General features: G+C 39.1%; 13 protein-coding genes. 1 reads left to right on the forward strand and 12 read right to left on the reverse strand.

Annotated elements, in window-relative coordinates; genetic code table 11:
• Positions 1-44: 44 nt before the first annotated feature.
• From LMC10_RS09020 to LMC10_RS09030, 3 genes are all read right to left on the reverse strand, one after another.
• Positions 45-833: a glucose-1-dehydrogenase gene (locus tag LMC10_RS09020; protein ID WP_229269614.1), complete on the reverse strand. Its 789-nt coding sequence runs from the start codon at positions 831-833 to the stop codon at positions 45-47.
• A gap of 172 nt (positions 834-1,005) precedes the next feature.
• Entirely contained in the window at positions 1,006-1,749 is a 744-nt protein-coding gene (locus tag LMC10_RS09025) for an SDR family oxidoreductase (protein WP_229269615.1), read from the reverse strand.
• Positions 1,750-1,768: 19 nt separating this feature from the next.
• Positions 1,769-2,629 (reverse strand): aldo/keto reductase, encoded by an 861-nt coding sequence (locus LMC10_RS09030; RefSeq protein ID WP_229269616.1) that lies wholly within the window; start codon positions 2,627-2,629, stop codon positions 1,769-1,771.
• 134 nt (positions 2,630-2,763) lie between these two features.
• On the opposite strand from LMC10_RS09030, the gene LMC10_RS09035 reads away from it, so the two are divergent.
• On the forward strand, positions 2,764-3,639 hold the full coding sequence (locus tag LMC10_RS09035) for a LysR family transcriptional regulator (protein WP_229269617.1): 876 nt from the start codon (positions 2,764-2,766) through the stop codon (positions 3,637-3,639).
• An 80-nt stretch (positions 3,640-3,719) separates the two neighbouring features.
• Here the strand turns inward: LMC10_RS09035 and LMC10_RS09040 are convergent, their stop codons facing one another.
• From LMC10_RS09040 to mnmE, 9 genes are all read right to left on the reverse strand, one after another.
• Positions 3,720-4,361: an NAD(P)H-binding protein gene (locus LMC10_RS09040; RefSeq protein ID WP_229269618.1), complete on the reverse strand. Its 642-nt coding sequence runs from the start codon at positions 4,359-4,361 to the stop codon at positions 3,720-3,722.
• A 160-nt stretch (positions 4,362-4,521) separates the two neighbouring features.
• Complete coding sequence (locus tag LMC10_RS09045; RefSeq protein ID WP_229269619.1) at positions 4,522-5,385, reverse strand: aldo/keto reductase; 864 nt, start codon at positions 5,383-5,385, stop codon at positions 4,522-4,524.
• 141 nt (positions 5,386-5,526) lie between these two features.
• On the reverse strand, positions 5,527-6,024 hold the full coding sequence (locus LMC10_RS09050) for a GNAT family N-acetyltransferase (protein ID WP_229269620.1): 498 nt from the start codon (positions 6,022-6,024) through the stop codon (positions 5,527-5,529).
• A 37-nt stretch (positions 6,025-6,061) separates the two neighbouring features.
• Positions 6,062-6,667 (reverse strand): signal peptidase I, encoded by a 606-nt coding sequence (gene lepB, locus LMC10_RS09055; RefSeq protein ID WP_003665211.1) that lies wholly within the window; start codon positions 6,665-6,667, stop codon positions 6,062-6,064.
• 312 nt (positions 6,668-6,979) lie between these two features.
• Positions 6,980-8,224 carry a carboxylate--amine ligase gene (locus LMC10_RS09060; RefSeq protein WP_003669474.1) on the reverse strand — a complete coding sequence of 415 codons (1,245 nt, stop codon included), beginning with the start codon at positions 8,222-8,224 and terminating at the stop codon, positions 6,980-6,982.
• A 17-nt stretch (positions 8,225-8,241) separates the two neighbouring features.
• Positions 8,242-9,792, reverse strand: a complete 1,551-nt coding sequence (locus LMC10_RS09065) for a UDP-N-acetylmuramoyl-L-alanyl-D-glutamate--2,6-diaminopimelate ligase (RefSeq protein ID WP_229269621.1) — start codon at positions 9,790-9,792, stop codon at positions 8,242-8,244.
• Positions 9,793-9,933: 141 nt separating this feature from the next.
• Positions 9,934-11,853, reverse strand: coding sequence for an asparagine synthase (glutamine-hydrolyzing) (asnB, locus tag LMC10_RS09070; RefSeq protein WP_229269622.1), 1,920 nt, complete (start codon positions 11,851-11,853; stop codon positions 9,934-9,936).
• A gap of 198 nt (positions 11,854-12,051) precedes the next feature.
• Positions 12,052-13,995: a tRNA uridine-5-carboxymethylaminomethyl(34) synthesis enzyme MnmG gene (mnmG, locus tag LMC10_RS09075; protein WP_229269623.1), complete on the reverse strand. Its 1,944-nt coding sequence runs from the start codon at positions 13,993-13,995 to the stop codon at positions 12,052-12,054.
• Between the two features lie 11 nt (positions 13,996-14,006).
• Entirely contained in the window at positions 14,007-15,395 is a 1,389-nt protein-coding gene (gene mnmE, locus LMC10_RS09080) for a tRNA uridine-5-carboxymethylaminomethyl(34) synthesis GTPase MnmE (RefSeq protein WP_229269624.1), read from the reverse strand.
• Positions 15,396-15,452 lie beyond the last annotated feature (57 nt).

The following is a 15,452-nucleotide window of genomic DNA, read 5'->3' on the forward strand; positions in this document are numbered from 1 at the left end:
ACTTGACGTCAACCGCACTTTTGATATTAATTAGATTTATGTTATTAACCCCGGCCACCTTCAAATGATGGGTAAAGTGTCATTCCACCATCAACAAACATGGTAATTCCAGTAACGTAACTTGATTCGTCAGATGCTAACCAAGCAGCAGCGGCAGCAACTTCTGATGGGTCACCAACCCGCTTCATTGGAATCATTGAAGTAGTAGTGGCAAGTTGTTCTGGATCAGCGAACTTCTTCGCGTTAATAGGGGTATTAATTGCACCAGGACCGATAGAATTAACCCGGATACCCTTATCAGCATATTCCATCGCAATTGTTTCCGTGAAAAGCTTTACCCCACCTTTACTTGCAGCATAGTGGGCAAATGTTGGCCATGGAATTTGTTCGTGAACAGATGACATGTTAATGATGTTACCCTTTTTATTATTCTTTAAGAAGTAATTCAAGGCTGCCTTGGCACCAAGAAATACACCAGTCAAGTTAACATCAATTACCCGTTGCCAGTCTTTCAGGCTCAACTCATTTGTTGGGTGTTGATTTTCCATTCCCGCATTGTTAATCCAAATGTCCAAGTCGCCAAAAGTATCAACAGCAGCATCTAATAATTTTTGTACGCCTTCTTCAGTGGAGATATCCGCTTGAACAGCAACTCCTTCACCACCAGCATTTTTGATTTGTTCAACTGCTTTATCAGCACCAGCCTTATCTGAATTGTAGTTAATAACTACTTTCATTTGTTCTTGACCGAAACGTTCAGCAATCGCGTTTCCAATTCCCTTAGAACCACCAGTAATTACTGCTACTTTACCTGCTAAATCTTTGTATAGCATACGTTTCACTCTTCTTTCCTTTAGTAATTGACAATAGTTTAATCCTTGCAGTCGACTTCAAGGCAAGAGAAAATTTCAAAAAAGTAGAAATAATTTTTAGAAAAAGTTGAGGCCACGGAATCACCGTAACCTCAACTTTTAAACGCATTGTATCACTTAGATTATTTATATCTTACATTTGTTGACTAGTTGGTCGAATAATTACTTCATTCCAAGCAGCATCTGCTGGTAAGTCGATCGATTGCTTAATGGTTTGAGCAATCCGATCAACGGGAATACTGAAGTTCTTGTAGAATTCTTCTGTTCCCTTCTTAACTTGTTCATCGGTAATTGAATCCACTAAGCCAGTATCAACCGCCCCTGGTGAAATCAAAGTTACCCGAACATTAGACTGAGCTTGTGCCATTTCTTGACGAAGGCCCTCACTGATTGCTCGAACTGCATACTTGGTTCCAGAATATACTGAACTCAATGGACCGACAATGTGACCAGCAATGGAAGCGATATTAATGATTTGACCACTCTTTTGCTTCATCATGTATGGCAAAGCAGCACCAATACCATATAATGTTCCCTTGGTATTGATATCAATCATCATATCCCAATCTTTAACTTTCTTTTGTGCAAGCAATGATTGAGGCATGATACCAGCAGAATTAATCCACACATCAATTCGACCAAACTTATCGATTGCAAGTTTTGCTAATGCTTCAACTTCATCATCATTAGTAACATCTGTAGCGGCATAAACTGCTTCTCCACCAAGCTTTTCAATATCCTTAGCTATTTCTTGAAGGCGGTTTTCACGACGAGCGCCAAGAACTAACTTGTCGCCACCCTTAGCAAGGAGTTTAGCAGTTGCTTCACCCATCCCACTCGATGCACCGGTAATTACTACTACTTTACTTTCTGCCATTTAATTTGCCTTCTTTCTTTTAGTCCCGTAATGCCTTTAAACTTGATCCAAAAATACTCTCAATCGCTGCTGGGTCGCGGTGGTCAAAGAATTGACTCTCATTCTTATCAAGGCTTGCCATTGTCTTCATATCTTCAGGACTAAGCTCAAAATCAAAGACATCAAAGTTTTCAGCCATCCGTGTCTTGTGAACAGACTTTGGAATAACCACGATTCTCCGTTGAATTAACCAGCGAAGAATTACTTGACCGTTACTCTTACCGTATTTTGCACCAATCTTAGCAATTGTTTCGTTGGTAAAGATATCATGTTTACCTTCAGCAAATGGTGCCCATGCTTCTGTTTGAACATCTTGTTGCTGGTTGAATTTAACAGCATTATCTTCTTGGTACCATGGAGAAATTTCAATTTGGTTGACAGCAGGCTTTACATTACTCATCAATTCCAAATTAATTAATTGGTCAGGCGCAAAGTTAGAAACTCCGATTGATTTAATCTTACCAGCCTGTTGAGCTTCTTCTAATGCGCGCCATGCTCCAGCAACATCCCCATATGGTTGGTGAAGAAGATATAGGTCCATATAATCAAGACCAAGCTTAGTTAATGAATCGTCAATCCCTTGTTTTGCTTTTTCATATGTAAAGTGATCAACCCATAGTTTAGAGGTAACAAAAATTTCATCTCGATCAATACCACTCTTCTTAATCGCATTACCAACTGCTGATTCATTACCATAAGCAGAAGCAGTATCAATTAAACGATAGCCAACTTCAAGTGCGTCACTAACGGCTTGCTCTGCTTGACTAAGATCTGGTACTTGGAAAACACCGAAACCTAATTGTGGCATCTTATTTCCATCGTTTAATGTTACATAATCCATATAAATCAATCTCCTTTGCAAACTCTGGTTTAACTTATCAACTTGGTTATAGTATAGTGAGCAAGCTTGAAAAAGAAAATTACTAATTAAGTATGTTACTATACAGATAACGAATAGTAGAAAGGTTGGATATTATGGTCGATTTAGAACTTCTCACCGAATTAGTTGCCTTCCATAAGTATGGGACCTTGAGTGCAACGGCTGAACATCTCATGGTTACACAACCAACCGTCACTCGTGGAATGAAAAAGCTGGAGCAAGAATTAGGCGTTTCCCTATTTAATCGTGAAATTAGTAATCGAATTTCGCTTAACGAAACTGGCCTTCTTGCAGCTGCCGAAGCTCAAAAATTACTTCAAGCAGAGAATAACTTTACCGAAAAAATCCTAAACTTTGACCGCTTAAGCCATAAAATAACAATATCGTCAATTGCACCTGGACCGATTAGACTTATTGATGCCTTTAAGAATCAATTTACAAGTCATTTAGAACTCAACCATCAATTAATAAAACTTGAGAATATCCTTACCAATCTCCAAACACTTAAAGAACGTTTAATCTTTACCGATAAAGAATATAACACTGATGAAGTTGAATCGATGTATATTGGAATTGAGTATATCGGTGTCGGAATTGACAAATTTCACCCATTAGCTCAGCATAAAAGTGTTTCTTTTAAACAGTTAGCTGGCCTTATTTTTTTGGTTGTTCAGGATACAGGACCTTGGGAAAAAATTATCGAAGAACACATTCCCGCTGCGAAATTTCTGTATCAGCAAGATCTCTCTTCAATGCGCGAACTTAGCCAATACTCGAATTTTCCTTTTTTCTATTCCAACCTAACAGAAGAAACACCAGCTACTTTTGAACGATTTAGTAATGGTAATCATACTAAACTACCAATTGTTGATAAAAATAATAAAATTGAGTTTTATGGAACTTATTTAAAAAAGGATCGACAATTAATCCAACCTTTCTTAAAACATCTTATTCAGATTTGGCCTAAATAAATCAACAATACATGAAAAGACGCCAATTATTCGAATCTAAAGTAACTCAATAATTGACGTCTTTTATTAATCATTTATTTTTAGTAAAAACTGGGCTTTGTCCATTCAGTATTTGGTTCACCGATACCAAGACTTTCGCGATGGTAGTCTTGCTTACCTGTAAGAAGTTCAGCCGCAAATTTAGCAACAGCTTCACGGGTAATTTGAGCATCCTTGAATGGTTCACCCTTCTTAGTAACATCTACTTCTGTCTTTGATGGGTCATTATATAACCAGGTTGTCCGCAAAATTACGTAATCAAGGTCTGAGTTTTCAACTGCATCAACGCTATCAACGTAATTAGTTTGCCATACTAAACCAGTGTGTTCACGATACCAAGCTTGGAAAGGACCAGCAACTTCTTGATAAACATCAGGAACTGACATTGCGATAAACCGCTTAACGCCAGCTTCATCCATTGTCTTAATTAGTGGCTTCATAATATCTGGCGTAGCAACATAAGCTAGGAATACTCCATCAACACCATCTATTGCTTTCTTTAAGGTTGCGGTATCCTTTAAATCACCATCAATAAGGGTTACCCGATCGCCAGCAAACTTACTCAAACGACTTTCGGCATTGTGTCCATACAATACCAAGTCAGCATCTGTATTATCTAGTAAATCTTGTGTTGTCATTTGACCGATTTGTCCGGTCGCAGCTAAGATTAAATATTTTGCCATAATTTACTTCCTCCTCATTTCTTTATAACTTATTTTAAGGAAGTAAACGGAATAAATAAATTATCTTTCATGTATATTACTATGCACGTTATGTATAGCAAAAAAGCAGGCCTATTTGAATGTAATCAGCACTCAAACAGACCTGCCATTTTATTTATCTTTACATTTTTCCACCATAAACTGGGAAGACATCAAAATCGCCGTAGTCTAATGGCTTTACTCGCCGTAATAAGTCCATATCAGCTTCAGAAATTTCAAAATCGATTTCAGCATTTTCCTTCATGTGCTCTGGATTAGCAGTCTTTGGTAAGACAATCATTCCTAATTGCCAATCATACCGAATGCATAATTGTGGAACTGAAACGTTGTACTTTTTCGCCATCTTTTCAATTACGGGATTGTCCAAAGCAGCGCCGTGAGCAACTGGTGAATATGCTTCAACCGCAATGTCGTGTTCATGAGTAAATGATAAAAGATTGAATGGAGTATGACCAATATGAGCTAAAACTTGATCAACAGCGGGAACAGTATCGCTATTCTTGATAATATTTTCAAGATCAGCTTTTTCAAAATTAGAAACCCCAATTGTCCGAATCTTACCCTCACTTACAGCATCTTCCATGGCCCGCCATGCCGCAAGATTTCCTTCAAGGTATCGATTGTCAGACTGATTTACTTCTTTCCATGGTTGGGGACTATGAATAATCATCATATCGATAAAATCAAGCCCCATCTTTTCAAGGGTCTCATCAATTGACTTCTTGGTTACATCATAGTCTTTGTGTTCGGCAGCCACCTTTGAAGTAACAAAGATTTTATCTCGATCTACGCCAGCTGTGCGGACACCCTCACCGACTCCCCGCTCATTTCCATATGCTTGAGCAGTATCAATGTGCCGGTAACCAATCTTAATTGCATTGCGAACTGCTTCGGCTGCTTGGTCATCATCAATCATCCAAGTTCCTAATGCAAACTTTGGAATTTTCACACCACTATTAAGAGTAATTGTCTCATCTAAAATCATTGTTCTCCATCCTTTCACATTTCAAGTTATCCCTACAAAGCTATTGTCGTCATTTTTTCCATAAATGTAAACTGGTAAGCCTTGACCAGAATAATAAAAAAGGAGGTTAAAGCTTAAAATTGCTCAACCTCGTAAAGTTTGCTACTCATTAAAATGCCTGCCCATCATATAAAGAGATCGCATTTGACCATTTATTTCAGAAATTTGTGGTAATGTGCCCCATTCTTTGTACCCACAGGAGGTAAAAAGATGATAGCTTGCTTGATTTTCAATATAAATATACGCAATTACGGTTCTTATATCTAGATGATCTTCAATTTGTTTTTGCGCATATGTTAATAAATCACGGCCAAGATGTTGCCGTCGATAGTCTTCATGAATATAAATAGCTATCTGTGCCGAATGATCATAGGCGGGATGCGGATAAAAATACTCAAGAGCACACCAGGCGATTACTTGGTCATCCATTGTTGCAACCCAAATTGGATGAGTACTGTCAAACTGCATAAACCATTCACGTCGATCAGCAACTTCGATCGGTGCACTCTCATCGTTGACTTGCAGCGGAATTGCTTGATTAAATATATCGACAATCGCTGGTAAATCATTTATTGTTGCTAACCGAATTTGGTAATCCATATCAAAGCTTCCTTACAGTATTTTTACCCACTAATTATTACTTATCATAGAAGTGCTGCCATTCTTTATTAACGTTTTCGCGAGTCGTCTTTGTCCCAGTCCATGATGGAACTTTTACAACCCCATCAATCTTACTCTTAGGTACAAATCCCCAGTAACGGCCATCGTTTGAAACGCTCCGGTGATCCCCAAGAACAAAGTATTCACCCTTCGGAACTTTTGTGGCACCATTATTCTTTAACCAACTGTTCTGAACTGAGATACTACGCAGTGTCCAGTTCCCAGTTCCGGTTGTTCGTTGACTCTTGCTAATGTAGTCTTGATTAATCTTTTTGCCGTTAACATAAATGTTTCCATTCTTAGAGCTAACAGTATCACCAGGAAGTCCAATTACTCGCTTAACATAATCAGTCTTGACCGATACTTGCGGATCAACACCATTAGCATCAAATACAACGACACTTCCATGATGGATCTTGGCAGTTTTCAAACAAAATACTCGTTCATTATTTTGTAAGTTTGGTTGCATGGATGGCCCATCAACCCGAACAATTTGGAAGAAAAACTGCTTAATTACTAATGCGATTATTAACCCGATTAAAATGGGAATAATCCAACTCATTGCTTCACGAAATGCTTTCATTATAATTCCTCAATTTCTTTATTTAACTGTTATTAATCATACAACTAGTAATAAAACCTGAAAAGTTATTTATAATAAATAATATATTATTTTCACATTTAATAACATCAAAAAGATATTAAGGGTCAAAAGGGAGCAAGACAGAAGGCACTTGTGACTTCGTTTTTCGACGCGGAGCTAGCCTCTGGGAGCCCCCGCAAGCAACAATAGGCCTCTAACGTTCGGTTTTGCCGGACGTTAGAGGCCATTGTTGTACTGCGTATTTGCTTTTTATGAAAGTAACTTAACTTATGTCACAGTCCCTTTTAATTTTTATTTCTTTTCGACAAAGTACTTTTCGAAGTTCTTTTGATAGTTATGATTAATCCGTTGTTCCATTAACCACCGCATGAAATTCATGTCCTTGTCATAATGGAAAGTTGTTCCATAGCGGCCTTCTTTAATAAGCTTCTCAGCCTGCTTTTTAATTTCATTATTTTTAGCATACTGAAGGAAGGTCTTTTTTGAAACCCCCAGCCATAACTTGTAGTTGCTTTCATCCTTGTTTCCATAAATCGTCTCTTGATCTTTTAAGCTATCAAAAACGTAATCTTCAACGGGGAAAGTAGCAAGTTGATAGCCATTTAATGAAACGAAGAAACTACTACGACCTTGGCGAGGATTGAGGTCAAATACCTTGAATTGGCCATCACGACGGTCATATTTCAAATCAAAGTTAACAAATCCAGTAAATTCAATACTTTCAAGGAAATTCTTGATGTTGTCATAGATTTGTTGATCATATGCTGGCATAATCGCAACATAATTACCAACATTTGCTGGATTACAATCTTCAAGTAGCGGGTGACCAAGACACATCATCTTTACCTTATGATCTTTATCGACATAACAATTGATGGTCCGCATATTACTATCATCACCAGGAATAAATTCTTGTAAAACGAGGTCACCATTGTATGGACTATGCTCATAGATAATCTCCAGAACTTCCGCTAATCTTTCTGGTGTCTTAATAATATAAGCCTTTTCGTATCCTTCAAAGTTTCCCTTATGCCATTGCACCGCATCAGCAGCCTTTAAAGCAATTGGAAATTCAAATGGTGATTTATAGTTCTTGTAATCAAGGTCTGGTTTTAAAATATCGGTTTTAGGATAAGGTAAACCATACTTTTCGCAGACATTGTAAAATTTCTCTTTATCCGTTAATGTTGCGACTTCATCATAATCAGCATACGGGCAGAACATGTGCTGCGAAAGTTCTTTACGATTTTTCGCAACTAATTCAGTATAGTCATCCCCACAACTAATTAAAACGGTCTTCTTACCCTGCTTGGCAAACTCATCTGCCGCTTCAATTAATACCTTCGTAAACACTTCTGGTGATTGTAATTGTTCATTATAGTGCAACTCGACAATTTTTGAATAACGGGTTGGTGCCAATGGTTGGCGCGCATATAATTGCGACTTAATCCCATATTTTTCATACATCGATCGTGCCATTCCGTAAGCGTTGAAATCACTACCTAGAATCAATGGAACAAAAGGTTGTTCACTCATTAGATCCCCACTCCTCTTTATCTTTCTAAATCATTAATATAATCACGTGCAATCTTCACATCAGTTGGGTAAGGGACATCTTCACCATTAATCTTCTGGTAAGGATCTTCACCCTTCCCTGCAAGGACTACAATATCATCATTTCCACTACCATCAATTGCCTTTTTGATTGCCGTTTCGCGGTCCATTTCAAATTGAATATGTTTAACCTTATCATGATCAATATAAGAATCTATTTCCCGGGCAATAGTCATCGGATCTTCAAACCCTGGATCATCAGTCGTCAAAATTACCTCATCTGGTTGTTCTTCAGTTAAAGCTTTTCCAAACCCTGGACGGCGCGAAATGCCTTTATCACCGGTTGCTCCTAAGACAACTGTTACTTTACCAGCATTAGTTTGTCGTTTTAAGAATGCCAAGAGTCGCTTCAAGCTAGCGTAATTATGGGCATAATCAACATAAATTGTTCCATGAGTATTACTGTTAATCATTTCCATTCGACCACGAATGTGAACATGATTCAACGTTTCTACGGCATCGTTAGCACTCGCCCCAGCTAATCCACTGGCAATGATTGCAGCGACCGCATTTCCTTCATTATAATCTCCAGGGACACTCGTTTTATAACGACCATCTAAGTTCAACTGCTTTGCTTTTTCAGTTAAGGCGGTTAACTCAAATTCACTTTCATGAAGATCTTCTAAATCATTTCGATATTCAAAATCTATTTGGGCATTATCAGGTAATTCGATGTTTGCTCCTCGCCGTGCAAATAAGAAAATGTCTTCTGGTTGTGTAGTTGCCTTAGCAGTGTAATAAACATCGGTAAACTTTTCAGTTTCTGCGTTGATTAAGCATTTAGCAGAATTTACTAATAATTGTTCCTTGCAGTGAAGGTAATCAGCAAAAGTTGGGTGCTCATTTCGTCCGATATGGTCTGGCGAAATGTTTAAGAAAATTCCAACATCATACTTCAAACCATAAATCCGGTTTTTCTTGTATGCTTGCGATGATACTTCCATTACTAAGTGTGTCATTCCATTATTAACAGCAACACGCATATCATGGAAAAGGTCTAAGGATTCGGGAGTAGTCAAATCAGATTTAAATTTATCTTCCGGCTTATTGCCTAAAATCCGATCAAGCGTTGAAAAAAGGGCAATATGATTATCTGTACTTTGGGCTAAAATATGGTCAGCAAAATAAGCCGTTGTTGTTTTGCCTTTTGTTCCTGTAATCGCAATAATGAACAAATCATTTTGTGGATAGCCATAAAATGCTGCTCCCAGCAAGGACATTGCTTTTTGTTCGTCGTTCACGATAATAGCTGGCAATCCTTCGCCCTCTGGATATTCTTTTTCAGCCACATACGCAACCGCACCTTTTTCTTTAGCGGATGCTAGGTATTTAGGCAAAAAATTCCCTTTACAAAAGAATAAAGTTCCTGATTTTACCTTCCGTGAATCATAAGACACGCTAGTTGCGGTAAAATCAGTCAAATTACTAACATGATCCAATAAATGGTGCTCGCGCAATAATGCTAAAGCAGGTGTAATATGCAATTCCATCTTGCAAATGACTCTCCTTCAATCTAATCTGCCCTATATTATTTCATTTTTTATCATAAAAATAAATAAGGGTTATCAACTAACAAAAAAGGAGACTTAGAAGAGTCCTACAGCCCTTCGCCAGCCTCCTTTAATATTTTTCTATGCTTCTGTTGTAGCCGTTTTTTGTGCGCGGTCAATTCCTGATTCATCAGGTTTGAAGTTATCAATGAAGTATAACTTATACCACGTTAAGAAAGTGTAGATTGTCCAAATCTTACGACGACCATCCACTTTGCCTTCGAAGTTATCATCGGCAAGTTTTAGAAGCTTTTCTTGATCAAAGAACTCTTTTACGAAGTCTTGTTCAAATAATTCACGTACTTCTTGGTAATACTTCTTTTCCCGAAGCCATGCACGGACCGGAGTTGGGAAGCCCATCTTAGGCCGCGTAGCCCATTCTTCCGGTAAATGCCGATTAGCAGCCATCCGGAATGCCCACTTTGTATCCTTATAGTTAAAGAGATACTTAGTTGGTGTTGTTTCAGCCACTTTCATTACCTCTTTATCAAGAAGTGGTACCCGGATTTCAACAGAGTTAGCCATACTCATCTTATCCGCCTTTAAGCAAATATCGCCAGGCATGAAACGGTGCAAGTCAATATACTGCTTCTTTGCGACTTCATCGATATCTTTATCTTCCATCTTATCAAAAAGTGGATTAAGAATGTCGGCAATACTTGGTCCGCAATCAAATTCTGGTTGCAAGTAGTCAGCAGCTTCTTCAGGACTAAAAATGTATGCTTGGCCAATAAAAGTATCCCGTGCTGGCGCTAAGTTGCGGTACATATGCTCTTGGCCGTGGAAGTGTTTTCCATCTAACCACTTAGCAAACTTATACCGACGTTCACGAGGCATCTTCTTTAATTGATCAGTTACCCAACGGATAAATTTAACTTTCGTATTAAAACCATAATCAATGTATCCCGCAAACAATTCATCGGCACCTTCACCTGAAAGAAGGGCCTTGTAGCCGTTATCCTTTGCCAACTTGTTCAAGAAGTATAAAGGAACAACAGATGGGTTAGAATCGGGTTCATCTAGGTAGTATTGAATCATTGGGAATGCGTGGAAAGCTTCTTCGTTAGTCAACTTTTCATCAGTATTCTTCAAGCCCATCTTAGCTGCTAATTCACGTGCTTGTTTGGTCTCATCGTAAGTACTATCAAATCCGATTGAGAACGTATTATCTGGACGCATCAAAGCCGTTACTAAACTTGAATCAACCCCTGCGGAAAGGAATGAACCAACCTTAATTCCTTTATCTGCAAAGGTATGTGCCTTAACAGAATTCTTAACAACATCGTCAATCTTGTTAACAGCTTCATCAAACGTCTCGTCTTCTGGCTCAAAGTTTTCGTCCCAGTATTGGGTCATTTCAAACTGACCGTCTTTATAAGTGAAGTAATGCCCTTCTGGAAGACGGTAAACACCCTTAAAGAAAGTTTCTTGAGTAACTGGGTATTGGAATGTCATGTATGGTTTAAGCGCTTCTTTATTAAGTTCCTTCTTAAAGTTAGGGTGATCAAGAAATGCCTTAATTTCAGACCCCACAAAGAAAGTACCGTTCATTTTAGCATAATACAATGGTTTAATTCCAAAATGGTCACGGGCACCGAACATTTCTTTAGTCTTAAAATCCCAGATAACAAAGCCAAACATTCCGCGCAGCTTGTTAACAACGTTCTTGCCCCATTCTTCATATCCGTGCAAGATTACTTCAGTATCGGCATGTGTCTTAAATGTGTGACCCTTACTGATTAATTCTTCACGTAATTCTTCAAAATTGTAAATTTCACCGTTGAATTCAATGGCTTTTGAGCTATCTTCATTAAAGATTGGTTGATTACCAGACTTAACATCAATAAAACTCAAGCGCCGGAAGCCAAGTGCTACATCATCATCCACATATTGACCTTCCGCATCAGGCCCCCGGTGAATAATCCGGTCCTTCATTTTTTTGATTAATTGTTCTTTAATTTGTGGTTTTTCATTATCAACAAATGCAACAATCCCACACATTATAAATTTCCTCTTCTTTCTCTTAAATTCACGGATCACAAAATAGTTATTTAAAATTCGTTATTAAAACTCGAACCTAAATTATACCATATAATGCCAAACTTAAGTATATTATCCCTTTGCTTTAAGAAAACCATAATAAAATCTGGAGAGCGGAGCCATTACTCTGTTTCTCCAGATTTTATTTCCCGGGAAATTTTATTTGCGATCCTTCTTGGAAAATTTCCCCTGGCGGACGTAAACACTCAAGATTGCAATATCAGCGGGGTTAACTCCACTAATTCGTGAGGCTTGGGCTAAAGTTTCTGGACGAATCTTTTCAAGTTTTTGGCGTCCTTCAGTTGCTAGACCGTCAATATCACCATAATCGATATCATCCGGAATCCGTTTAGCTTCCATCCGCTTCATCCGTTCAACCTTAACTTCCTCTTTCTTAATGTAACCAGCATATTTTAATTGAATTTCAACCTGCTCAATCACATGACGATCAAGTTCCTGTTCTGGTGCCGGAATGAATTCGGCCAACGTTTGGTAATCGAAGTATGGTCGCTTCAAGAGGTCAGCTGCCGCAATTCCATCTTTTAAGCGATTATCGCCGTGCGCTTCAATAAATTCGTTAACCTTATCATCGCTTGGCTTGAGCTTAATTTCTTCTAATCGTTTAATTTCAGCTGCGACTTGGCGCTTCTTCTCTTCCATTTTAGCAAGCCGCTCATCACTAACTAAGCCAACATGATGACCCATTTCCATTAACCGGAAATCAGCATTATCATGACGTAAAATTAGCCGATATTCTGCCCGACTTGTAAGTAAACGGTAAGGTTCTTTCGTTCCCTTTGTTACTAAGTCGTCGATCATCACACCGATATATGCGTCCGAACGCTTAAGGACAAATGGTTCCTTGCCTTGTGCCCGTAATCCTGCATTAATCCCCGCAATTAATCCTTGACCCGCTGCTTCTTCATAACCTGAAGAACCGTTTGTTTGGCCTGCAGTATAGAGATTCTTAATGATCTTAGTTTCCAGGGTTGGGTGAAGTTGGTACGGCGCAACTACATCGTATTCAATTGCATATCCAGGACGCATCATTTCAGCATTTTCTAACCCCTTGATTGAGTGCACAATCTTTTGTTGGATTTCTTCTGGCATTGATGTTGAAATTCCATCAAGATAGTACTCATCCGTATCCCGTCCTTCTGGTTCAAGGAAAACTTGATGCCGCGGCTTATCAGCAAAACGAACAATCTTATCTTCAATTGAAGGACAGTAGCGTGGTCCAACCCCCTTGATAACACCAGAGAACATTGGTGCCCGGCTAAGGTTTTCCCGAATAATGGCATGCGTCCCTTCATTTGTATAAGTTAACCAACAAGATAATTGTTCGCTAATTGGAATATAGGCACTATCAGAAGTATCAAAACTAAAGTGATGTGGTTCCTCATCCCCTGGTTGTTCTTCCGTTACACTATAATCGATTGTCTTTCCGTTAACCCGTGGTGGCGTTCCCGTCTTAAAACGTTCAAGATCAAAGCCAAGTTCTTCAAGGTTTTCCGAAAGTTTTACCGCTGTCTTAGAGTTATTTGGACCAGATTCATACTGTAATTCACCAATAATGATCTTTCCGCGCGCTGCAGTTCCAACAGTTAGTACAACCGTCTTAGCATGGTAACGAGCTCCTGTATTAGTAATAACACCTTTGCAGACACCATCTTCAACAATTAACTGGTCAACAGTTGCTTGACGGAGAGTAAGGTTAGGTTCTTCCTCAATCGTCTGCTTCATTGCACGGTGATAAGCATGTTTATCTGCTTGAGCTCGTAATGCACGGACAGCGGGACCCTTACCGGTATTTAACATCCGCATTTGGACATAGGTCTTATCAACGTTATGACCCATTTCACCACCAAGAGCATCAATTTCGCGGACCACGATTCCTTTTGCCGGACCACCAACAGAGGGATTACATGGCATAAAAGCAACCATTTCAAGATTAATTGTTACCAATAAGGTTTTATTCCCCATCCGGGCTGCGGCAAGGGCGGCCTCGCTTCCGGCATGACCCGCCCCGACAACAATTACATCGTATGATCCCGCTTCGTATTGAACGGCATCAGATGTTTGCAATGCTTCTGAACTCTTCATTCTTCTATTCCCTACTTTCCTAAACAGAATTGACTAAATAACTGGTCAAGTAACTCATCTTGGTAACTATCCCCAGTAATCTCACCTAATAATTCCCAACACCGGGTCATATCAATTTGAACTAGGTCTACCGGCATTCCATCATTAATTCCTTTTAAGACATCGCTTAAAGCATCATTAGCTTGGTGGAGTAAACCAATGTGCCGAGCATTGGTAACCATTACATTATTCTGGTTACTTTCAATCCCCTCGTTGAAGAACATGTGACCAATCTGTTTACCAAGTTGGTCCATTCCTTCATGGTTAACGATTGAAGTTTCAATAACGGCACTCTTGCCAGCTAGTGATTTCAATTCCTCTAAATCAACCTTGCGTGGAAGATCCGTCTTATTTAAGATGATGATCCGCTGCTTATCCTTGGTTGCTTCCAGTAATTGGCGATCCTCGTCAGTCAATTCATTTGAACTATCAATCAAGAGAAGTACTAAGTCAGCGGCTCCCAAGGCTTTACGACTCCGCTCTACCCCGATCTTTTCGACTTGGTCATTTGTATCGCGGATTCCGGCTGTATCAATTAACTTCAATGGCACCCCGTTGACATTGACGTATTCTTCAATTACGTCCCGGGTTGTCCCAGCAACATTTGTAACGATCGCCTTGTCTTCGTGAAGCAAGGAATTCAATAAACTTGATTTACCAACATTTGGCTGCCCGATGATAGCCGTTGCTAAACCATCTCGCAAAACCTTTCCTTGCTTAGCTGTTTTAAGAAGACCTTGGATTCGTTGTTGAATGTCCTCTGCTTTTTCTTTTAAGAGTTTCGTCGTCATTTCTTCAACAGCATCATATTCTGGATAGTCAATATTAACCTCTACCTGTGCTAATACATCCAAAATGTCTTGTCGCAAATTACGAATTAACCGCGACAAATCACCATCAAGTTGGTTCAATGCAACCTTCATCGATTTATCTGTCTTTGCACGAATTAGATCCATTACTGCTTCTGATTGGGATAAATCGAGACGACCATTTAAGAAGGCCCGTTTAGTAAATTCACCTGGTTCTGCCATCCGGGCGCCAAAGCTCAGTACCAATTGCAGAATACGGTTAGTTGCTAACAATCCCCCGTGACAGTTGATTTCAATCACGTCTTCCCGCGTATAAGTGTGAGGAGCGCGCATTACTGAAACCATCACTTCATCAACTTCCTGATCCGTATCAGGGTCGACAATATGACCATAGTTAATGGTATGAGTTGCTACTTTGGCGAGATCTTTTCCTTTGTAGATCCGTTGAGCAACTTTCACCGCATCATCCCCACTAATTCGGATAATGGAAATTCCACCTTCACCAACCGGCGTCGAAATTGCTGCAATCGTATCATTCTCGCTATTTGCCATCGCTACTTTACTCCTTTCTAACAAAAAAAGTGCCAGTCCATGCATAGTAATAAAAAT

Source organism: Limosilactobacillus reuteri subsp. simiae (assembly GCF_020784875.1).
Lineage (GTDB): Bacteria > Bacillota > Bacilli > Lactobacillales > Lactobacillaceae > Limosilactobacillus > Limosilactobacillus reuteri_H.

Coding starts and splice junctions, on each gene's coding strand:
- LMC10_RS09020 (WP_229269614.1), bottom strand. CDS start 833: ATGCTATACAAAGATTTAGCAGGTAAAGTAGCAGTAATTACTGGTGGT.
- LMC10_RS09025 (WP_229269615.1), bottom strand. CDS start 1,749: ATGGCAGAAAGTAAAGTAGTAGTAATTACCGGTGCATCGAGTGGGATG.
- LMC10_RS09030 (WP_229269616.1), bottom strand. CDS start 2,629: ATGGATTATGTAACATTAAACGATGGAAATAAGATGCCACAATTAGGT.
- LMC10_RS09035 (WP_229269617.1), top strand. CDS start 2,764: ATGGTCGATTTAGAACTTCTCACCGAATTAGTTGCCTTCCATAAGTAT.
- LMC10_RS09040 (WP_229269618.1), bottom strand. CDS start 4,361: ATGGCAAAATATTTAATCTTAGCTGCGACCGGACAAATCGGTCAAATG.
- LMC10_RS09045 (WP_229269619.1), bottom strand. CDS start 5,385: ATGATTTTAGATGAGACAATTACTCTTAATAGTGGTGTGAAAATTCCA.
- LMC10_RS09050 (WP_229269620.1), bottom strand. CDS start 6,024: ATGGATTACCAAATTCGGTTAGCAACAATAAATGATTTACCAGCGATT.
- lepB (WP_003665211.1), bottom strand. CDS start 6,667: ATGAAAGCATTTCGTGAAGCAATGAGTTGGATTATTCCCATTTTAATC.
- LMC10_RS09060 (WP_003669474.1), bottom strand. CDS start 8,224: ATGAGTGAACAACCTTTTGTTCCATTGATTCTAGGTAGTGATTTCAAC.
- LMC10_RS09065 (WP_229269621.1), bottom strand. CDS start 9,792: ATGGAATTGCATATTACACCTGCTTTAGCATTATTGCGCGAGCACCAT.
- asnB (WP_229269622.1), bottom strand. CDS start 11,853: ATGTGTGGGATTGTTGCATTTGTTGATAATGAAAAACCACAAATTAAA.
- mnmG (WP_229269623.1), bottom strand. CDS start 13,995: ATGAAGAGTTCAGAAGCATTGCAAACATCTGATGCCGTTCAATACGAA.
- mnmE (WP_229269624.1), bottom strand. CDS start 15,395: ATGGCAAATAGCGAGAATGATACGATTGCAGCAATTTCGACGCCGGTT.